We start from the raw sequence: 19,447 nt of genomic DNA on the forward strand, positions 1-19,447 counted from the left end.
TTCACAGTAAATTCCTGATCATATGCGCAACGCCGTTTTGATCATTTGTCAATGTAACGGCATCAGCGATCTCTTTAATATCTTCTCTCGCATTCCCCATCGCTATGCCTTTTCCGGCCGCCTGAAGCATTGAATAGTCATTTAAGCTGTCACCGACCGCGGCGGTTTCAGCCATCGGAATGCCGAGCTTTTGCGCCAGCCGTTTGAGAGCCTGCCCTTTAGAGGCGTTTCGAGACGCCAGTTCGAAGTTGTGGTCGGCAGAGCTGACAAGGGTGAGATCTTTCTGACCGCTGAATCGGTCCCAGCCCGCTTTCAGCTTCCGCTCATCAAACGAAAATCCGAGAATATTATAAAAATCCAGATGCTCTTCTTTCTCAAAGAGCTCACGGTATGAATGAATGTAAGCAAAGCCGGATTGGCTGTATTGCACTGAAGCCGCCTGTTCCAAAACGGAAAGATCGGTTTCCGGATTGGCGCTTTTCACCCGGTCCATTTCGATATCGAGCAGCTGCCTGCCGGTTTCAGGCGTATAGATGGCTTTGTTTGTAAACACCTCATAGTAATATTGATTCTCTTCAAGCCATGACAAAATGCCGCGGGCTCTTGTTTCTGCAATCGCATCACAGTGGTACAGGCTGCCGTCAGGAGCATGAATGGCGGCTCCGTTTGCGCTGATAATCCATGTTTTTATGCCGAGCGGTTCGAAGATGGAGTGCACGTCAAAATGCGCGCGTCCCGTGGAAACCACGATTTCAATTCCCGCTTGCCGGGCTTCCCTTAAAGCCCGCTCATTTTCATCGCTTACTTGATGACTGCTGTTCAGCAGTGTGCCGTCCAGATCTATGGCAATCAGTTTCACATGTCCTCATCCTCTTCTTCAGATTCAGTTACAAGCAATTCTACGCCGTGCCGGTCGAGCAGATCGCAAAAATCCTGATCAGGCAGCCGATCGGTAATCAGCAGGTCAACCTCGTGCAGGTCTGCATACTGATAAAAACTCGTACGGCCAAGCTTGGAGTGATCGCTCAACGCAATCACCTGTTCCGCCTGTCGGATCATTTTACGCTTTACCATGCCATCTTCTTCATGCGGAATCGTCAGGCCGTTTTCCGAGATGCCGACAACGCCGATCAGCACCTTATCGGCGTGATAATCCCCCAGTTTTTCTACGACGGAAGCCCCGTATAAAAACCGGTGTTCCTTCTGGAGCTTTCCGCCCAGCAGGTGAATATCAATTCCCTCTTTTGCGGAAAGGATATCGGCCTGATTGATCGAATTTGTAATAACAGTGCAGCCGGTAACATTTAAATGCTCCGCGCAGGCCTGCACGGTTGTCGAGGTGTCCAGGATGATCCGGTCTCCTTTATGGATCAGGGATGCGGCCAGCCTGCCGATTTTGTTTTTCTCTTCAGAAACAGTTTTCAGCCGGCCCGAATAGCCCGGAACTTCCTGATTCACCGACGGCAGAATCGCGCCGCCCCGTGTTCTGATAATGGCCCCGCGCTCTTTCAGCTTTACAAGGTCCCTTCTTGCGGTATCTCTTGAAATATGAAGCAGCGAACATATCTGTTCAGCGGTAATCCGCCGGTGCTGTTTCAAATATTCCATTATCGCAATCAGTCTTTCTTCTTGATACACGTCCTCATTCCCTTTTTCGTCACTTATCTGTAAGTAATTATAAGTTTTTATCCCAATATATTCAATGTTTTTAAGTATTCATAAGCGAAATCACTTCTTTTTAACCATTTTTTAGCTCCCGCACAAAAAAACCAGTCTTTCGACTGGCGAGTGGGAAGGAGGTATTGCGGGGCCCGCTGAAAGGCGGGAAATCGAGGAAAAAAGCATGCTATTCAGCCAGCGGCTCTTTCTGCTTTTGATCCATAAACCGAACGGTATCAGCCATGACCTCGGTCACATAAACTTTTACGCCGTCTGTCTTTTCATAACTTCTCGTCTGGATTCTGCCGCTCACACCGACCATTGACCCTTTTTGGCAGTACAATGCCGTGTTTTCAGCGTTTTTTCTCCAGATGGTGCAGTTGACGAAGTCGGTTCCGGTTTCACCCGACGCGCTTTTAAAATTGCGGTTTACCGCCAACGTAATATGCGCGACGGGAATGCCCGCTGATGTAAAACGGAGCTCCGGGTCTTTCGTCAGCCGGCCGACAAGCATAACGTGGTTAAACAAGCCGTATCCTCCTCTCTTTTTCGAGGCTGGCTTCATTGTAGTACAAGGGCTCGTGAAAGCAAAAAGCGGATAAAGCCGTTATTCGTTCAGGCTGCTCTTATGTTTTCGTTTTTCTTTCTGATAAAAAAAACTTTTGTTTTTGACCGCTTATGTAATATGTATTTTTGAGCAGCCGCGAGAAAAGTTTCGTTTTGAGCCAGTCTTTCTCAAACATGCGGACAAACTTTCCGCCGTCCCATGCGAACCAGTAAAAACTCAGCTTTTTATCAGTCAGTGAAAGCTGAATTTTATACTGTTCCATGCGGTCTTTTGTTTCATATAAAAAGACGACATTTCCCCTTCTGTTAAGATGCACCTCACAATCTTCCTTTTTGCATACCAAGTAGGAATGATCGTCTTTTCGCCTTGAACCGTCTTCTATATAGATTTCCTTCAGGCGCAATTGATTCATAAGCATCTCTCCATGACCATATTCTTTTACATTATAATGAAAAAATAGAAATGATTAAATGTTGACCGCCTACAAAAATAATGAAGCATGTCTTACAGCATTTTCCCGGGAAAAATGATATGTGTTATAATAAATGAACGAAAAACATGGACAACAGGGGTGAAAATAAGAGATGAAAACCTTTAAACTGGTTGATCTGAATGTGGAACGTTTAGATAAAGACGATCAGCCGATTGAGCAGTTTCCCCTTTTAGACGGATTGATTATCAATAAAGAGGACGGAGAAAATCACTGGTTAATTGAAGCACTGGTCCCGGCCGAACACTTGTCTTTTTTTGACATGCTGATGAAAAGCCAGAAAGAAGCGAAGGTGTTTGTAACGATTACGAAAAAAAGCAACCGCCCCGCCCAGCTGACGGGAAGCATCAAAAATATCGTCGAGCTGGAAAGAAGTATACAAGTTTTAATTTACGGTCAAATGGTGTCAAGAAACCACCCCGGATCAGAAAGCATTCTGGAGTCGCTCGTGAAAGAAGGCTACTCGGGCAGCCAGCTGATTGAAGCGTTTAAACAAAAATTATAATCAAGAAAAAGGCCGGACGTTAATCATCCAGCCTTTTTTTGTGCCCTAATCATTGTGAGGAGCCCGCTGTTTCAGCAGATCTCTGATTTCAGTCAGCAGTTCTGTCTGCTGATCTGTTTCCTCGGCTTCTTCAGCCTCTTCTTCTGCTTCTTTTTTACGTCTCAGCTTGCCTATTGTGCGGATCACGATAAAAATAGAAAATGAAATAATAAAGAAGTTCACAATCGTTTGAATGAAGCTTCCGTACTTGATATGAGCATCGCCGAATGTCACGGCCAGCCCTGAAAAGTCAAGACCGCCAAGAAGCAGGCCGACCAGCGGCATGATGATGTCTTCAACGAGCGACGTCACGATTTTGCCGAAAGCGCCGCCGATGACGACACCGATAGCCAGATCCATGATATTGCCCCGCATCGCAAAGCTTTTAAATTCTGACCACATTACATTCACCTCTTTCTATACAAAATGGGCTTTTTTATAAGCCCATTTGTTTGCTTTTATTCTCCGAGCGCAAAAGTTAATTCAGCTTCACACACGAGCTCGCCGTCAACTTTGGCAACGCCTTTGCCGCGTCCGATCGTACCGCGCGCGCGGGTAATATCAACCTCAAGCTCCAGCTTGTCACCCGGTTTTACCTGCTTTTTGAAACGGCAGTTATCAATCCCCGCAAAAAATGCGAGTCTGCCCCGGTTTTCTTCTTTAATCAGCATCGCAACCGCTCCGACCTGCGCCAAAGCCTCTACGATTAATACGCCCGGCATAACAGGGTATTCAGGAAAATGGCCGTTGAAAAAATCTTCATTCGCCGTCACATTTTTATATCCCGCCGCCCGTTTTCCTTCTTCGACTTCCGTAATTCTGTCTACCAGAAGAAACGGATAGCGATGGGGAATAATTTCTTTAATTTGCTGAGTATCAAGCATTCTCTTGACATCTCCTTCATCGACAATAGTATGTATAGAAGGCATATGTGGCAACCAATCTGTACATTTGGAAGTATATTATGAATCAATTTCTTTTTCAACCGCGCTGTAAACTGTAACCAGCTGGCAATGAGCCTCGTCCATTAATGTGTTATGATAAATAAAGATTTTTACCCTATGCAAAGAGGTTGGAAGATGATTGCTAAGTTTACTGAAAAACGTACGCGGGTGATGCTGAATGAGTGGTATGACGCCATGGGAAAACGCCAATTCGATCTAGCCCGTTCCCTTCACGAACAAATCAATCAGCATCTCCCCAAATTACAAAAGAATGCAAAGCTCAAACTCAGATATCAGCTGTTTTTCGCACGGTTTCAGCTGCTGTTTGAAAAAAAAGACGGTCTGAATAAGCTGTTCTGCGAGCTGAAGCGGCGCAAAGATGAGATGGATCATGAATTAACTTATTATTTCTATTTTTTCAAAGGGTTATTCCATATGGTGAATGGCGCTCCGAACCGTGCTGTCTGCCGCTTTAAAGAAGCTGAACAGTACCTGCCGGCCATTCAGGACCGTTTCGAAGCCGCTGAATTTTATTATAAAACAGCGGGTGCATATTACATGATGAAGTCGCCTGCGCTCTCCATTCAATATGTCAATAAAGCGCTGGAAATCTATCAAGATGAAGCCGGCTACATCAAAAAAACGCTCAGCTGCCGGCTGCTTCTCGCCGTGAATTATATAGACGAGGCACGCTATGACGACGCAGAACAGCTCTTTAATGAATCCATAAAGATAACGGACCGGATCAATGACAATAACCTGCTGTGCCACGCCTATTATAATTTTGGTTTTTTAAAGACCGCCCAGAAAAAAGATAAAGAGGCCCTCCCTTTTTACAAAAAGGTATTGGGCAATCAGCGTTTCGAGAAAGAGTCTCCCGTTTCCTACCTGCATTGTGTATACGAAGCGGTCAGAGCACTTTTTAAAACCGGATCTGCCGCCGAAGGACAAACCGTGCTGCAGAAAGGTTTATACATATCTGAAAAAGTGCAGAACAAGATTATGAAATTGAAGCTGACCGCGCTCAACATACTGTACACCGCTCAGGAGGACCCGTACGACCGATTGCAGAAGCTTGTGCTGGAGCTGCAGAAAATTGAAGCGTGGGTGGATTTGGAAGTGCTGCTTCAGGATATTACTGATTACTACAAAAAAAAGGGCGATTTTGAGAAAGCCGCATTTTTTATCATGCGCGGCTGATCAAAACGCCCCTTCTTTTATCTGACTGAGTTGATTAAGCCCAGCATTTGGTCTCCCAATGTAATCGTGCGGCTGTTCAGCTGATATGAACGCTGAGACACGATTAAGTCGGTCATTTCTTTTGACATATCGACATTTGAACCTTCAAGCGCGCCCTGCTCCATGCCGATTGCCTGCCGGTTTGCGCCGGTAAGCTCTTCAATCGCTGAAGCCCCCGCGCCGTTTACGGAAAACAGATTATCCCCTTCCGCTTGAAGCGCCTGAGGATTATTGACATTGACGATGCCGAGATTAAACGTCTGCGAACGGGTTCCCGCCTGGTCTGAAGCAGTCAGCGTTCCGGTTTTGCTGATTTTCAGCTGAGTCAGCGAACTGTCAATTTGTATGGGCTGACCGTCCTCATCGAGAATGGGATTGCCTCCCGCTGTCATCAGCTGAAGCAGCCGGTCATTTCTGCCGGCCGGCTTGAGGGAAAGTGAGCCGTCCCTTGTATACACCCGCCGTCCGTCCGCTTCTGCCTGAAGATATTGATAAGGTGATGTGAACGCGATATCAAGGTCACGGTCGGTTTTTTTGATGCTTCCCTGCCCTGAGTCCAGCTGCGGAGTCATGACCATTCCGGCGCCGAGACGCAGGCCGGGCGGCGTTTTCCGCATGTTCGGCGAATTTTCCTTTTTGTCATCTATATGGTCATACTGCTGTCTGATCAGCTCGGAAAAGCGGGAGTCCCTCGCTTTATAGCCTGTCGTATCACTGTTTGAAAGATTGCTGCTGACTGTATCCATCTGCTGCTGAAGCTGATTTAAGGCTGTTGAAGCCGTCAGCATTGATCTGAGCATCATAATTGAATGTCCCCCATTTTGTTACACTTTGCCGATTTCATTTGCGGCTTTATCCATGCTTTTATCGTAAGCCTGAATGACTTTTTGATTGGCTTCAAATGATCTGTATGCTTCCGTCATTTCTGTATACGTGCTCGTCACGTCCACGTTCGAAAGCTCCGAGACGCCTTGCTTTAATGAATACGAGACTTGGGGATTCGCCGCCGCGCTCGGCAGTTCAGAGCCGTCGGCCGTGCTGTATAGGTCATTGCCGTCCCGTTTCAGATTGCGCACGTCTTCTTCCATTCTGATGTCAATCTGCCCCGCCGGCCGGCCGTTTGTCGTGACCGTTCCGTTTTCTGATACGGTGAATTTTTCATTGTCGACTGTAATCGGCTGTCCGTTTGTTGATAACACAAGGTTTCCGTTTATCGTAAGCTGATTGTTTTCATTTAATGAGAAAGTGCTGCTTTTTGAATAGCGGACGCCGCCTGCGGTCTGCACGGGATAAAACAGCTCGGCGTTTTCATTCGTTTCGGCATTCTTGGGAACCTGATTCTCCATCAGTGCGATATCCGTCGGCTGATCGGTCGTTTTCAGGCTTCCCTGCGTAAACAACGGTTTCAGCTCCTGCATGTATACGCCTGTGTTGACGGAACCGATTTTCGTTTTTTTATCGCCTTCTATTCGGCTCAGAAGCATCTCGGGAAAGGCGCGGATTGAACCTTGATCCTCTTTGTACCCTGATGTATTCGCGTTTGCGATGTTATTTGACAGCATTTCCGTTCTTCTCTGCTGTGTAATCATTGCGGACGTTGCGGTATATAATCCTTTTAACAAGTCTTCCACCTCTGAAATAGCATTATTTCCAGTTGCCTCACCGGAACATTTGTTCTATAATGAAAATCAGCATTTTTTCTTATTATCGGATTTACATTCACGTTCGTGAAGGGTTTGACAGAAAAAAACCCCATTCTTTTTCAGAATGAGGTTTTATCATCAGCTCAGTTTGCGTTTTGGAAGCTTGTCCATGTTATCCAGCATGACGCCGGTTCCGACCGCAACACAATCCATCGGGTTCTCAGCGACAAGAACAGGCACCCTCAGCTCTTCGGCAAGAAGCTGGTCAAGCCCGTTTAACAGCGCTCCCCCGCCGGTAATGATAACGCCGCGGTCGATGATGTCAGCGGACAATTCAGGCGGTGTTCTTTCAAGAACCTGCTTGGCGGCCTGCACAATGACGGCAACTGATTCACGAAGGGCTTCTTCTACTTCTTTGCTGTTTACTGTAATCGTTCTCGGCAGACCGGAAACCATGTCACGGCCGCGGATGGTGATTTCTTCATGACGTGCGTCTGGGAAAACCGTTGCGACCTTCACCTTAATATCTTCAGCGGTACGTTCACCGATCAGCAGCTTATACTCGCGTTTGATATAATTTAAGATTTCCATGTCAAACTTGTCCCCAGCCATCTTAATAGAAGAGGAGGTGACAATATCGCCCATAGAAATAACTGCGATATCTGTCGTACCGCCTCCGATGTCAACAACCATGTTACCGCTCGGCTGGAAGATTTCCATACCCGCGCCGATAGCGGCAACTTTTGGTTCTTCTTCAAGGTATACATGCTTTCCGCCGCTTTTTTCAGCTGCTTCTTTAATCGCTTTTTGCTCAACGGATGTAATATTCGTCGGGCAGCAGATCAGCATGCGCGGTTTTGAGAAAAGTCCTTTTACATTCAGCTTATTAATGAAATGTTTCAGCATGGCTTCTGTTACTTCGAAGTCTGCGATTACGCCGTCTTTCAGCGGACGGATCGCAACAATATTCCCAGGTGTACGTCCAACCATTCGTCTGGCTTCTTCACCGACAGCCAGCACTTTGCCGCTGTTTTTATCAAGTGCCACAACGGAAGGCTCATTCAGAACAATTCCTTTTCCTTTTACATGGATCAGTACATTTGCAGTACCGAGGTCAATTCCAATATCCCTTGCAAACATCTATTTATATCCTCCTTGATATCTGTTTCACAGTAAAATATCCACATTGTGCCCTAATTATATATATTATCATAATTTATCAAAAAAAAGCTGCTGAACGATATAAGTTCTTGACAAAATTTTGCGGATATTCGCGAAACCGCCCGGGAGGAGAAAAAAGGGCCCGGCAGACGTCAGGCGCTACGGCTGCTGAACGGGCTCCCCTTCAAGAATTTCATCCTTCTTGTACTTTAATTTCGTCGCCTCTCCCCCTCTTAAATGTCTGATGGATTTATGATAATCGAGTATTTCTTTTACTTCATTCGCCAAGTCAGGATTGATTTCAGGCAGGCGCTCTGTCAGATCTTTGTGTACGGTACTTTTGGAAACACCAAACTCTTTCGCAATGACACGAACGGTTTTTTTCGTCTCCACGATATACTTACCAATCTTGATTGTTCGCTCTTTGATGTAATCGTGCACACCACTCGACCTCCCCAGTTGGATGTGAGAAGTGTGAAATGAGATCCGTATTCTGTAACAGATTCACTGATGATGCAGCTTCTTCGTTGTCCGATTATATAAGAAGGTTTTAGAAATATGCCCACGATCCCTCACCTCAAACACTCTCTTTGATAGGTTTGTAACAGTGTATTAGCAATGAATTGGGAATATGCTAAAAACTCAATAAGGACAAGGGGCGGGTCATAATTTTCTGCTTTTTGATCGGGGGGTTTACATCCGCGCGATCCTGCTGTAGAATGAAACAGCGCAATTAGTTACTTAGGTAAGTTTTTTGAAAAGGAGAACGGAAATGATCCACGTCAACAGACGCCTCATTCATCAAATCAATCAATGCGCCCGCCTGATTACGAAGAAAGCCAATGAACGGCTGGAACCATTCGGCCTGTACTCCTCTCAATGGTCAATCCTATATTGCTTAAAAACGATCGGACCGATGACCCAAAAAGAAATCTGGTCCTATCTGAACGTTGAGGCGCCGACCGTTACCAGAACGATCAAACGCCTTGAAGAAAACGGCTGGATTCAGCGGGAACAGGGAGAAGACAAGCGGGAAAAGCTCGTCGTCCTGACGAAGGAAGCTGAATTGAAATACGACAGCATCAATCAAGAGATGCTGAAGTTCGAGGAAGACATGCTTGCGGATTTCCAAGATGGAGATAAGGAAGCTTTTTCTGAGTTTCTGAATGTGTTTTTAACGAAATAATAAAAAGGGAAGTGCTGTACTTTTGAGTAAATCTGACTCGATCTGGACCAAAGATTTTATTATGGTCGTACTCGTGAATTTATTTGTCTTTGTGTTCTTTTATACATTTTTGGCCGTGCTGCCTATCTATATGATTCAGGAGCTTGGCGGCAGTGAATCGCAAGGAGGGCTTTTGATCAGCCTGTTCCTGTTATCTGCTATTATCACCCGTCCTTTTTCAGGGGCGATTATTGAACGGTTCGGCAAGAAAAGAATGACGATTGTATCCTTGGCGCTGTTCGCCCTGTCTTCTTATCTGTATTTGCCGATACACAATTTTTATCTGCTGCTCGGACTGCGTTTTTTCCAAGGCATCTGGTTCAGCATTTTAACGACGGTCACGGGCGCAATTGCCGCTGACATTATTCCCGCCAAGCGGCGCGGCGAGGGGCTCGGTTATTTTGCGATGTCTATGAACCTTGCCATGGCGATCGGTCCTTTTCTCGGGCTGAGCCTTGTGAAAGTCATTTCGTTCCCGGTTTTCTTTACGATTTTTGCTGTATTTGTTTCTTTAGGCTTGCTGATTGCTTTTATGATTCGTGTGCCGGATCAAAACAACAGCGGAACGACTGTCTTCCGTTTTTCTTTCTCCGACATGTTTGAAAAAGGCGCGCTTAAAATCGCGATTGTCGGGTTGTCCATTTCTTTCTGTTATTCAAGTGTGACTTCATATTTATCCGTTTATGCAAAGACGATCCACCTGTTGGATGTCAGCGGCTATTTCTTCGTCTGTTTCGCAGTGACGATGATGGCCGCCCGTCCTTTCACAGGAAAGCTGTTTGACAGAGTGGGGCCGGGAATCGTCATCTATCCGTCGATTATCGTGTTCTCCGCGGGGCTTTGCATGCTGGCGATGACAAACAGCGCCCTCATGCTTCTCTTGTCTGGTGCCGTAATCGGCCTCGGATACGGCTCTATCGTACCGTGTATGCAGACGCTGGCGATTCAGAACTCGCCCGGACACCGTTCAGGTTTTGCGACGGCTACCTTCTTCACTTTCTTTGACAGCGGGATTGCCGGCGGGTCCTATGTATTCGGCCTCTTCGTCGCTTCGGCCGGATTCCATTCGATTTATCTGGCCGCGGGGCTGTTCGTCCTGATTGCTTTACTCCTGTATGGCTGGAGCCAGAAAAAAAGAACGCCGCTTCAAGCGGACGGAAACGTTTCAATCGCAGACTGATATGACAAAAAGCCGGGGGCAACCCCGGCTTTTTTTATTCGGCCGCTCTTTCCCGCGCGATTCGTCCCGCCGCTTTTACATAAGGAGGATGAATATACATAAGCGCCGTATAACCGAGACATGACAAAATGACACCCGCAAACCAGGAGATATCATAGATGCCGGCGAACGCCGGGACGTACATCCCGATTAAAGAAATAAACGCGCCGAGAAAAGTCGCGGCAAAGGCCCGGTAATTATAGCCTTTGTAATAAGTGTACTGTCCGGTTTCCGAATAAAGGTCTTCAACTGAGAGCTGCCTTTTTCTGATGATAAAATAATCAGCCATCATCACCCCGGCCACCGGTCCGAGCATCCCGCCGATGAGCCCGAGAAACGCATAAACATTCGTGGCGCTCTCCATCAGCTTCCACGGTATTGTGAACAGGGCCAAAACGGCGGTCAAATACCCTCCCCTCCTGAATGTAATATACTTCGGCAGGACATTCGCCAAGTCATAGGCCGGTGACACGATGTTTGCCGCCACGTTAACCGAGACGGCGGCGATGCAAAGTGTGATAACCGAAAGAGCGATAATAAAAGGATTATCAAACCGGGCCAAAATCTCCACCACATCCCAAATCGGTTCTCCGAATGCTACCTGTGATCCGGATGTCACTGTAATGCTCGCAAACGCAAACAGCGCAAACGTTCCCGGCAGGCCGTAAAACTGGCCGCGAATCTGTTCTTTTTGCGACGCGGCGAACCGGGTGAAGTCAGGAATATTCAAAATCAATGTCGCCCATATCCCGATAATGCCCGTCACCCCTGCTGCAAACGGCCAAAACGTTTCAGAAAAGGTATGGAACTTTCCCGGCTGTGAGTAAATCGGTCCGAGTCCGCCGGCAATATCTATCGCCCACCAGACCATGCCGCCGAAGACGAGATAAACAAGCGGGCCCGCCCACACTTCAAATTTTTTGATTGATTCCATGCCGTGCCGCAGCACAAGCAGATGAATGCCCCAAAAGAAAATGAACGACAGAAAGCCCGGCAGATGAAGCCCGAATATATTCCAATCTCCGCCGAGACTCCCCCAGCCCGGCCATATGTTCAAAAGCAGAATGTGTAAAGCCGTGCTTCCGGCAAATGTTTGAATTCCGAGCCACATGATGGCTGTAAACGCCCTGAGAAGCGTCGGAATGTTAGCGCCGTATATTCCGTAAGAAGCCCTGATAATGACCGGAAAAGGCAGGCCGTATTTCGTTCCGGCATGGCCGTTCAAGGCCAAAGCGGCGAACAAAATGAGTGACGCTGTCACGATAATGGCGAGCACCTGCCACGGAGAAAGGCCGATCGCAATGAGCCCGCCCACAGTCGCATAGGTCGGGATATTATGAATACAGCCCATCCAGATGGATGCAAAATTCACCGCTTTCCATGTCCGTTCGCCGTCTTCTAAAGGCAGTAAATCTTTGTTGCTTAGCCGATCACTCGTTGTTTTTTTCATTTTCTCCCTCCCACATGTACGTTTTCCTTACATCACATGTGAAAAAATATAACTGAAAATTCCGCAAATAACATTGGTCGCTGTCGACAATAATCGTTTTGATTTTTGAGCACATTACACAAAAAAAGAGACGGGGAGAGCCCGTCTCTTTTTTTGCGCCTGTTAAGAGGCTTTTTTGAGGAGAACCGAAAACCGGAACGCCATCAAAAGGCTTACGGCGCCGACAACGATAAGAATCGTGCCGAGCATATGAAAATGGCCGGCGGTAATTTCTTTTCCGAAAAGAATGCCCAAAATGACAGAAGACAAAATCGAACCGAGATACCGGCAGGTCTGAAACAGGCCGGACGTTGTTCCGACCATGTCGGCAGGGCTCGTTTTCAGCATGGCCGCCTGAAACGTGACATTTCCGAAGCCGTAGCCGACACCCAGCACGGACAGGATCAGCCCTTTTCCTATCATAGGCGCCTGAAGAAAGAAAAACGTTAACATCACCGCTCCGATCGCAGTCAGGCAGGTTCCGGCAACAATCGGCTGAAGAAGCCCTTTCTTATCTATCCATTTTCCGGTCAGAGGCGACACCAGAATACTCATGCCCGACATAAACAGCATAATCAATCCGCTTGTCTGAACGGACAAATGCATTTCATCCTGAAAATAGCTCGGAAGCCCGAAAAAGATGCAGTAAAAGAATATATTCAGCAAAATAAATTGAATATACACCGACGATAGTTTCCGATGCGTTTTAAACAGCCTGACATCAATAAACGGCTTCTCTGTTTTCAGCTCGCGCCAGATAAAGAGCCCGACAAACAAAAGCCCGAATACGCCTTCTGTATAGTGAGGCTTCGTACTGAAGGACAATAAAAACGACAGGAGAAGGATAATCGCTCCGGCAAACAGGAGTATCCCGATCGTATCAAGCTGGCGGAGCACGCCTTTCAAGCCGCCGATCTCGCGTTTTTCATCTTTCGGAAACATATACATTCCGAGAAAAAAGCTGAGAATGATAAACGGCAGATTGACGAAAAAGATTGCCGGCCACCCTCCCCAAACGATCAGAAAACCGCCGAGAGTCGGACCGAGCGCCGTCATGGCTGATGCAAAGATTGACAGGACGGCCAGCGCCGAAGCCTGCTTCTCCTGTATATTTGAACGGATCAATCCGACGCCGGACGGATATATCGCGCTGCTTCCGATCGATTGAAAAAGCCGCATGATCAGCAAAGTCATAAAAGTCGGCGCAAACGGCGCGCCGACCGCCGAGACGGCAACAAGCAGAAGCCCAATCAAAAACAACTTCTTCCTGCCGAGCATATCACCGAGCTTCCCGGTAACAGGCTGCGCCACTGCGCTGGCCAGATAAAAGGACGATATCAGCCAGGACACCGTTGTAAACGACAGGTGAAATTCATGCTGAATACTGTGAAGCGCAAGAGAAATCATCGACGAGTTCAATGGGTTCAGCATCGTCCCCGAAGCCACGGCCGTCAAAAACAGGACGCGGCTTTTTTTGGAGATTGTCATTTTGTCTGTGCGATAAATTCTTCCGTCGTCCGGCTTCTGCCGATTTTCGGGAAGATAAACTTGAGTGTCGCTTCGTGCTGTTCATCGCTGAATGTCGCCATCGCGTCAGTTACGAAAACTTGCTGATACCCGAGCTGAAAAGCTTCTCGCGCCGTGCTTTCCACACCGATGTTTGTCGCAATCCCGCATAACACAATTGTGTCGATTCCCCGTCTTCTGAGCTGAAGGTCCAGGTCCGTGCCGAAAAACGCGCCCCACTGCCGTTTTGTTACCGTATAATCGTTTTCTTTCACTCCGATTTCAGGCACAAATTCAGCCCAATCCGCCGGCGGAGCCGAATGGCCCGCCGCCTCTTCATCCGTCAGCGGCTTCAGCGCATCCGCTCCGTCATGAAAATCCACGTTCACAAAGCTGATAAATCCGCCTTTTTCCCGGAACACATCAATTAATTTTTTCGCGTTCGGCACAACCGTACCGCTTTTATCCATCGGCACAATGCCTTTTTGTAAATCAATAATGACCAAAGCCGTTTTTTCAAATTGCAGATTTAATGATGTTGTCATAATGATTCCTCCTGATGCAGTTAGTGTTTCTCACCCCGTTTATTTTACTCTTTCCCGGACAGGATTTCTTCCGCCATGCTCCGGCACTCTTTTTATGGATATAAAGTCGCACGGCACCCATTTGAAAAAACAGTATTATGAACGCAAAAAACCATGTCAGATAACCTTACATGAAAATGTTTTATCGTTCTTTTTTCTCTATAATAATGAATTAATCACAATTACATTCTGAATGAGACGGAGGAATACAACATGCAGATGGGCGATACAGTATTTATGTTCTTTTGCGCTTTACTCGTGTGGCTGATGACCCCCGGGCTGGCTTTGTTTTACGGCGGAATGGTAAAAAGCAAAAACGTGCTCAGCACGGCGATGCATAGTTTTTCTTCTCTCGCCATCGTATCCGTCGTTTGGGTTTTGTACGGATATTCACTTGCTTTTGCCCCCGGAAATACATGGCTTGGCGGGATTGAATGGGCGGGGCTGAAGGGGGTCGGCTTTGAACCCGGAAGCTACAGTGATACGATCCCGCATTCCTTGTTCATGATGTTCCAAATGACGTTTGCCGTACTGACGACGGCCATTATTTCCGGAGCATTTGCTGAACGCATGAGATTCAGTGCTTTTCTTGTATTTTCCTTTTTGTGGGCTTCCCTCGTATATACCCCCGTTGCGCACTGGGTATGGGGCGGCGGCTGGATCGGCCAAATGGGCGCTCTTGACTTCGCAGGCGGAAACGTCGTCCACATTTCTTCCGGGGTCGCCGGGCTCGTGCTGGCGATTGTGCTCGGGAAACGCAAGGACGGCACGGCGGCTTCCCCTCACAACTTAATTTACACGTTCTTGGGCGGGGCGCTCATTTGGTTCGGATGGTTCGGCTTCAATGTCGGCAGCGCCCTCACGCTTGACAGTATCGCGATGTTTGCCTTCATTAACACAAACACCGCGGCTGCGGCCGGAATTATCGGCTGGATTTTAATCGAATGGATGCTGAACAAAAAACCGACCATGCTGGGTGCTGTATCAGGCGCTATTGCCGGACTTGTCGCCATTACGCCGGCTGCCGGTTTCGTTACGCCGTTCTCTTCCATCGTAATTGGTTTCATCGGCGGGCTTGTCTGCTTCTGGGGCGTGTATTGGCTCAAAAAGACTTTCGGTTATGATGATGCGCTTGACGCTTTCGGCCTGCATGGAATCGGCGGGACATGGGGCGGCATCGCAACCGGTTTATTCGCCACCACTTCCGTCAATGACGGCGGGGCAAACGGGCTGTTTTACGGCGATCCGGGACTGCTCTGGAAGCAGATTGCGGCCATTGCGGCAACCTATGTATTTGTATTTATTGTCACTTTCGTTATCATTAAAATTGTAGGTCTGTTCATTCCCCTTCGCGCCAGTGAAGAAGAAGAGTCACTTGGGCTTGATTTAACGATGCACGGGGAAAAAGCATATCAGGACTTATAAAGTGAGGAGTGGCTTAGATGAGCGGTCAAATGTTCAAGGTAGAAATCGTTACGCGTCCGGCTAAGTTTGAAACATTGAAACAGGAACTCGGTAAAATCGGAGTCACATCGCTGACCTTCTCCAACGTACACGGCTGCGGCCTTCAAAAAGCCCACACCGAACTGTACCGCGGAGTCAAAATTGAGAGCAATGTGTATGAACGGCTGAAAGTGGAAATCGTTGTCAGCAAGGTCCCCGTTGATCAAGTCGTGGAAACGGCGAAGAAAGTGCTGAAAACGGGAGAGCCCGGAGACGGCAAAATATTCGTCTATGAAATCGGAAACACGATTAATATCCGCACCGGAGAAGAAGGACCAGGAGCTTTATAAACAGACAGAACGCCCGGAGACAGCATGTCCCGGGCGTTTTTTTCAGGCTTCATTAAAAAGAAGAAACCTTTTTTTCATGCGGGACAGGCCGCTTATGCCGTACGGGTTGTTTTTTCGCATATGTACTGATATTGACCAGTATGCCGCACAAAAACAGCGTCATAATCAATGAAGAACCGCCGTAGCTGATAAACGGAAGCGGTACACCCGTAACCGGGAGGAGTCCGCTCATCGCTCCCAAATTCAATACAACCTGAAACATTAATTGAAACGTAATTCCGACGGCAAGAAGCTTCCCGAACGGGTCATCAGCCCGCACGGCCGTTTTTACGCCGAGAAGCATTAACGCAAAATATAATCCCAAAACGATCAGAACACCGAATATCCCCAGCTCCTCGCTGATCACGGCCATAATGAAATCGGTATGCGCCTCAGGCAGATAGTTCATTTTTTCAACACTGTTTCCAAGCCCTCTTCCGAAAAACCCGCCTCCGGAAATAGCAAAATAGGATTGAATCAGCTGATAGCCGTCCCCGTTCGCATCACCAAACGGATTGGTAAAGGAAACGAGGCGCTTCACACGATAGGAAGCGGAAAATGCGAGATAAACAACCCCGGACACCGCCGTCGCGCCGAGCACGAACAGATGGCGCTTTTTCAAGCCGGCACATAATAAAATCGACCCGCATGCCGCCAGGATTAAGGAAGCCGTCCCTAAATCAGGCTCCGCCAATGTCAGCAGAAAAGCGGTCCCCAAAATCACTAAAGGTGGCAGAACCCCTTTCACAAATTGATGAATGTACGGCTGCTTTTTCGTATAAATCGAAGCGAAATACAAAATCATGGCGATCTTCGCCAATTCAGACGGCTGTACGACAAGCGGGCCCGCTCCCAGCCACCTGCGGGAAAAATTCCGCTCCAGCCCGATTCCCGGTATCAATACGAGCAGCAGCAATACCAGCGAACCGACCACAAACAGCGGTACAAGCCGCGCATACCGCTTATACGGCAGACAGGCGGCAAATAGAAATAAGCATAATCCGATCAGTAAAGAGGTACTTTGTTTATGGAAGAAATAGGATGGATCTCCGTACCGCTGAGACCCCATCACATCACTGGCGCTGTACACCATTAACAAGCCGAATCCGCAAAGCAGCATAATGACAAACACAAGCGGCAGATCGGCGTTTTTCAAACGTTTCAGCAACGGACAAAACTCCTTCGGCTATTCTTTTCCCGCATACTTGACGCACAGTAATACAGTCACGTTTCATTCTGTTTACTTTTTTATGATTATTTTTAATACCAATTGTGTCTCATAGAAAAAAGCATTACACTGTTCATATAAAATAAAGATAAAAGGTGATATTTGTGAATTACGAACTATTTAAAGCGATCAATGGTTTGTCGCACCATAGCGCCATTCTCGACTCTATCATGGTATTTATTACGGAATACGCCATTTACGCCTACGCCCTTTTCCTGCTTGCCATGTGGCTGTTCGGAAGCACAAAAGGCAGACAAAACGCCCTGTACGCGGGCTTCACGGGTGTTGCGGCGCTTATCGTCAACTACCTCATCACGAAGGTCTATATCGAGCCGCGCCCCTTTGTCGAGCATACGGTTCATACGCTGATCCCTCATGCCGCGGATGCTTCATTTCCAAGTGACCATACGACAGGCGCTTTGGCGATTTCAATTGCCATTCTGTTCCGCAACAAAAAACTCGGCTGGCCGCTTGTGATTTTCGGCCTTTTGACCGGCTTCTCAAGAATTTGGGTCGGCCACCATTATCCGATCGATGTGCTCGGAAGCATTATCGTTTCCCTCATTGTCGGATTCCTGCTGTTCAGATTTTCAAATGTGCTTCGTCCGATTGTCGATCTGATCGTGCGAATCTATGAAAGTATCGTTCATAAAAGCAAATCGACAAACCATAATATATAAAAAAAAGCCGGCGTCTGTCACAGACTGCCGGTTTTTGTATGTTTGGCTGTATGCTTTTTCCTTTGTAAAGCACAGAATGCGGCAATGCCGAGACTGTCAATCAGCACATCGCGGAGGCATCCGTTTCTGCCGAAAAAGAGCTGGACGATTTCTGTCAGGAAAGCGGCGGCCAATGCATACAGCACCGCCCTCTTCATGCGCCTGCGCTCCCTGAAAAACAAATAGGCGAGCACAAAAAATGAAAACGCGTGCCCGAGCTTTTGAATCGCCGCTTCCGGTATGGCGAGCTCCGCCAAATCGAACACGAAGAAACCGGACACATCCGGATGGGGCGTGAAACGAAAGGACACCGTCTGCGACACAATCATATCGTGAAAGCTTTCAGTCAAAGCAGAAACGAAAACAAAGACGAGCCACCCGGCCGCCAGACATTTATTCATTCAGCATCTCCTTCGTTTTCTACTAGTATAAAGGCACATGCGGCAATATGAAAAGCGCCTATCAGAGCTGATAGGCGCTTTGGGATCAAGATTACTTGCCCGAATCTTTCATTGAGCCGTCATCTTTTCCATCTGTCTTGTCTTTTGTGCCGTCCTCTTTGTCACCTGGTTTTTCTTCGGTTTCTTTTTTAGGCGTCACATCTTTTTTCTCGGAAGATTGCTGAATTGCCCCTTCCGTTTCTTCTGTCACAGCGTTTTTCTCTTCAGCCGCCGCTTTTTCAATAGATGTTACCGGCTTGTCCATAAAATTGAGCGGGTTCATCGCTACGCCGTCCTTGCGGATTTCAAAGTGCACGTGATTTCCGCTTTCTTCACTGTAAAGGTTTTTTCCGGATTTACCGATGACCTGGTTCTGCTTTACTTTGTCGCCCTGATCCACGCTGACTTCAGATAAAGACTGATAGACAGTAGACAGGCCGTCTGAGTGTTCAATTTCAACCACATACCCCAGTACCGGGTCTTTAGCAGCTTTAACAACCGTACCGCTCAGAGAAGCAGAAACATCAAATGATTTTCCGTCTTTCTCAGCTAAGTCAATTCCTTTACTGAGGCTGTACGTGTTATTATAGTTAACAAGTGCTGCTTCTTTCTCTTTTTTTGCGGCATCAGTTTCATAAAACTTTTTCACAACAGAAACATTTTCAGAATGAGCAGCCGGCATTGCGACGTTTTCCATTGACTTGCCTACTTCGACGGCATCGTCTTTGCCGCTGTCATACGCGGAGTTTCCGCCGTTGTTCGTCAGATTGTCCTTCACATCATTCGAAACGGATTGATACCAAAGGACAGCTGTTAAAATGACGGCCGCACTGACTAAGTAGATTGCAGGGAATATCCAGCGTTTGCGAAAAAACCGCTGAAGTTTTTTGACTTGAGAAGTTTTCTTTTCTTCCTCTCTCATTTGTTCATCACCTCAGCAACATTCTGAACACTTTT

Annotated in this window: 23 protein-coding genes; 7 read left to right on the forward strand and 16 right to left on the reverse strand. The window is 47.4% G+C overall.

Translation table 11 applies throughout. The features are described 5' to 3' along the window. Position 1: 1 nt before the first annotated feature. The 4 genes from MY7_RS15610 to MY7_RS15625 form a co-directional block, all read right to left on the reverse strand. Positions 2–859 carry a Cof-type HAD-IIB family hydrolase gene (locus MY7_RS15610; protein WP_007614285.1) on the reverse strand — a complete coding sequence of 286 codons (858 nt, stop codon included), beginning with the start codon at positions 857–859 and terminating at the stop codon, positions 2–4. Further along, positions 856–1,638 carry a DeoR/GlpR family DNA-binding transcription regulator gene (locus MY7_RS15615; RefSeq protein ID WP_007614297.1) on the reverse strand — a complete coding sequence of 261 codons (783 nt, stop codon included), beginning with the start codon at positions 1,636–1,638 and terminating at the stop codon, positions 856–858. The genes MY7_RS15610 and MY7_RS15615 overlap by 4 nt, the downstream gene beginning before the upstream one ends. Before the next feature lie 208 nt (positions 1,639–1,846). Continuing rightward, positions 1,847–2,188, reverse strand: a complete 342-nt coding sequence (locus MY7_RS15620; RefSeq protein ID WP_007614303.1) for a single-stranded DNA-binding protein — start codon at positions 2,186–2,188, stop codon at positions 1,847–1,849. Between the two features lie 97 nt (positions 2,189–2,285). After that, a complete protein-coding gene (locus MY7_RS15625) occupies positions 2,286–2,639 on the reverse strand; it encodes a hypothetical protein (protein WP_003151247.1) in 354 nt (117 codons plus the stop codon). A 172-nt stretch (positions 2,640–2,811) separates the two neighbouring features. On the opposite strand from MY7_RS15625, the gene MY7_RS15630 reads away from it, so the two are divergent. Further along, entirely contained in the window at positions 2,812–3,222 is a 411-nt protein-coding gene (locus MY7_RS15630; protein WP_007614305.1) for a YwpF-like family protein, read from the forward strand. Positions 3,223–3,267: 45 nt separating this feature from the next. Here MY7_RS15630 and mscL read toward each other — a convergent pair whose 3' ends face one another. Together mscL and fabZ are read right to left on the reverse strand one after the other, a co-directional pair. Then, positions 3,268–3,663 (reverse strand): large conductance mechanosensitive channel protein MscL, encoded by a 396-nt coding sequence (mscL, locus tag MY7_RS15635; RefSeq protein ID WP_003151243.1) that lies wholly within the window; start codon positions 3,661–3,663, stop codon positions 3,268–3,270. A 56-nt stretch (positions 3,664–3,719) separates the two neighbouring features. Beyond that, positions 3,720–4,145, reverse strand: coding sequence for a 3-hydroxyacyl-ACP dehydratase FabZ (gene fabZ, locus MY7_RS15640; protein WP_003151242.1), 426 nt, complete (start codon positions 4,143–4,145; stop codon positions 3,720–3,722). A gap of 195 nt (positions 4,146–4,340) precedes the next feature. Between fabZ and MY7_RS15645 the strand changes: the two genes are divergently transcribed. Next, positions 4,341–5,405, forward strand: a complete 1,065-nt coding sequence (locus tag MY7_RS15645) for a tetratricopeptide repeat protein (RefSeq protein WP_029325723.1) — start codon at positions 4,341–4,343, stop codon at positions 5,403–5,405. A gap of 17 nt (positions 5,406–5,422) precedes the next feature. Here MY7_RS15645 and MY7_RS15650 read toward each other — a convergent pair whose 3' ends face one another. The 4 genes from MY7_RS15650 to spoIIID all read right to left on the reverse strand — a co-directional run bounded on the left by MY7_RS15650 (position 5,423) and on the right by spoIIID (position 8,689). Further along, positions 5,423–6,244: a flagellar hook-basal body protein gene (locus tag MY7_RS15650; protein ID WP_029325724.1), complete on the reverse strand. Its 822-nt coding sequence runs from the start codon at positions 6,242–6,244 to the stop codon at positions 5,423–5,425. Positions 6,245–6,268: 24 nt separating this feature from the next. Continuing rightward, a complete protein-coding gene (locus MY7_RS15655; protein ID WP_007614310.1) occupies positions 6,269–7,066 on the reverse strand; it encodes a flagellar hook-basal body protein in 798 nt (265 codons plus the stop codon). A 159-nt stretch (positions 7,067–7,225) separates the two neighbouring features. Further along, entirely contained in the window at positions 7,226–8,227 is a 1,002-nt protein-coding gene (mbl, locus tag MY7_RS15660) for a cell shape-determining protein Mbl (RefSeq protein WP_003151237.1), read from the reverse strand. A gap of 180 nt (positions 8,228–8,407) precedes the next feature. Beyond that, on the reverse strand, positions 8,408–8,689 hold the full coding sequence (gene spoIIID, locus MY7_RS15665) for a sporulation transcriptional regulator SpoIIID (RefSeq protein WP_003151236.1): 282 nt from the start codon (positions 8,687–8,689) through the stop codon (positions 8,408–8,410). Positions 8,690–9,020: 331 nt separating this feature from the next. Here spoIIID and MY7_RS15670 point away from each other — a divergent pair, with 331 nt between their 5' ends. Then, positions 9,021–9,434, forward strand: coding sequence for a MarR family winged helix-turn-helix transcriptional regulator (locus MY7_RS15670; protein WP_007407562.1), 414 nt, complete (start codon positions 9,021–9,023; stop codon positions 9,432–9,434). 22 nt (positions 9,435–9,456) lie between these two features. Next, positions 9,457–10,653 (forward strand): MFS transporter, encoded by a 1,197-nt coding sequence (locus tag MY7_RS15675; protein ID WP_029325725.1) that lies wholly within the window; start codon positions 9,457–9,459, stop codon positions 10,651–10,653. 34 nt (positions 10,654–10,687) lie between these two features. Here MY7_RS15675 and MY7_RS15680 read toward each other — a convergent pair whose 3' ends face one another. From MY7_RS15680 to MY7_RS15690, 3 genes are all read right to left on the reverse strand, one after another. After that, a complete protein-coding gene (locus MY7_RS15680; protein ID WP_007614317.1) occupies positions 10,688–12,142 on the reverse strand; it encodes an NCS1 family nucleobase:cation symporter-1 in 1,455 nt (484 codons plus the stop codon). Positions 12,143–12,304: 162 nt separating this feature from the next. Further along, positions 12,305–13,669 (reverse strand): MFS transporter, encoded by a 1,365-nt coding sequence (locus MY7_RS15685; protein WP_007614319.1) that lies wholly within the window; start codon positions 13,667–13,669, stop codon positions 12,305–12,307. Next, positions 13,666–14,232, reverse strand: coding sequence for an isochorismatase family protein (locus tag MY7_RS15690; protein WP_007614320.1), 567 nt, complete (start codon positions 14,230–14,232; stop codon positions 13,666–13,668). The genes MY7_RS15685 and MY7_RS15690 overlap by 4 nt, the downstream gene beginning before the upstream one ends. Before the next feature lie 252 nt (positions 14,233–14,484). Between MY7_RS15690 and MY7_RS15695 the strand changes: the two genes are divergently transcribed. After that, on the forward strand, positions 14,485–15,696 hold the full coding sequence (locus MY7_RS15695; protein WP_003151223.1) for an ammonium transporter: 1,212 nt from the start codon (positions 14,485–14,487) through the stop codon (positions 15,694–15,696). Positions 15,697–15,713: 17 nt separating this feature from the next. Then, the gene (locus MY7_RS15700) at positions 15,714–16,064 is read left to right on the forward strand and encodes a P-II family nitrogen regulator (RefSeq protein ID WP_003151222.1); all 351 of its coding nucleotides are present in this window, start codon (positions 15,714–15,716) and stop codon (positions 16,062–16,064) included. Positions 16,065–16,116: 52 nt separating this feature from the next. On the opposite strand, the gene ftsW is transcribed toward MY7_RS15700, so the two are convergent. Then, positions 16,117–17,271, reverse strand: coding sequence for a putative lipid II flippase FtsW (gene ftsW / locus MY7_RS15705; protein ID WP_007614322.1), 1,155 nt, complete (start codon positions 17,269–17,271; stop codon positions 16,117–16,119). Positions 17,272–17,435: 164 nt separating this feature from the next. On the opposite strand from ftsW, the gene MY7_RS15710 reads away from it, so the two are divergent. Next, entirely contained in the window at positions 17,436–18,011 is a 576-nt protein-coding gene (locus MY7_RS15710; protein WP_012118646.1) for an undecaprenyl-diphosphatase, read from the forward strand. A 17-nt stretch (positions 18,012–18,028) separates the two neighbouring features. On the opposite strand, the gene MY7_RS15715 is transcribed toward MY7_RS15710, so the two are convergent. Next, on the reverse strand, positions 18,029–18,451 hold the full coding sequence (locus MY7_RS15715) for a VanZ family protein (protein WP_007614324.1): 423 nt from the start codon (positions 18,449–18,451) through the stop codon (positions 18,029–18,031). 91 nt (positions 18,452–18,542) lie between these two features. Beyond that, entirely contained in the window at positions 18,543–19,412 is an 870-nt protein-coding gene (locus tag MY7_RS15720; RefSeq protein ID WP_007614325.1) for a M23 family metallopeptidase, read from the reverse strand. Positions 19,413–19,447: the final 35 nt, after the last annotated feature.

This window comes from Bacillus sp. 5B6 (assembly GCF_000259405.1).
GTDB classification, from domain to species: Bacteria; Bacillota; Bacilli; order Bacillales; family Bacillaceae; genus Bacillus; species Bacillus velezensis.

Coding starts and splice junctions, on each gene's coding strand:
- MY7_RS15685 (WP_007614319.1), bottom strand. CDS start 13,669: ATGACAATCTCCAAAAAAAGCCGCGTCCTGTTTTTGACGGCCGTGGCT.
- MY7_RS15630 (WP_007614305.1), top strand. CDS start 2,812: ATGAAAACCTTTAAACTGGTTGATCTGAATGTGGAACGTTTAGATAAA.
- MY7_RS15625 (WP_003151247.1), bottom strand. CDS start 2,639: ATGAATCAATTGCGCCTGAAGGAAATCTATATAGAAGACGGTTCAAGG.
- MY7_RS15680 (WP_007614317.1), bottom strand. CDS start 12,142: ATGAAAAAAACAACGAGTGATCGGCTAAGCAACAAAGATTTACTGCCT.
- mbl (WP_003151237.1), bottom strand. CDS start 8,227: ATGTTTGCAAGGGATATTGGAATTGACCTCGGTACTGCAAATGTACTG.
- mscL (WP_003151243.1), bottom strand. CDS start 3,663: ATGTGGTCAGAATTTAAAAGCTTTGCGATGCGGGGCAATATCATGGAT.
- MY7_RS15690 (WP_007614320.1), bottom strand. CDS start 14,232: ATGACAACATCATTAAATCTGCAATTTGAAAAAACGGCTTTGGTCATT.
- MY7_RS15650 (WP_029325724.1), bottom strand. CDS start 6,244: ATGCTCAGATCAATGCTGACGGCTTCAACAGCCTTAAATCAGCTTCAG.
- MY7_RS15670 (WP_007407562.1), top strand. CDS start 9,021: ATGATCCACGTCAACAGACGCCTCATTCATCAAATCAATCAATGCGCC.
- MY7_RS15715 (WP_007614324.1), bottom strand. CDS start 18,451: ATGAATAAATGTCTGGCGGCCGGGTGGCTCGTCTTTGTTTTCGTTTCT.
- MY7_RS15700 (WP_003151222.1), top strand. CDS start 15,714: ATGAGCGGTCAAATGTTCAAGGTAGAAATCGTTACGCGTCCGGCTAAG.
- MY7_RS15695 (WP_003151223.1), top strand. CDS start 14,485: ATGCAGATGGGCGATACAGTATTTATGTTCTTTTGCGCTTTACTCGTG.
- MY7_RS15720 (WP_007614325.1), bottom strand. CDS start 19,412: ATGAGAGAGGAAGAAAAGAAAACTTCTCAAGTCAAAAAACTTCAGCGG.
- MY7_RS15645 (WP_029325723.1), top strand. CDS start 4,341: ATGATTGCTAAGTTTACTGAAAAACGTACGCGGGTGATGCTGAATGAG.
- fabZ (WP_003151242.1), bottom strand. CDS start 4,145: ATGCTTGATACTCAGCAAATTAAAGAAATTATTCCCCATCGCTATCCG.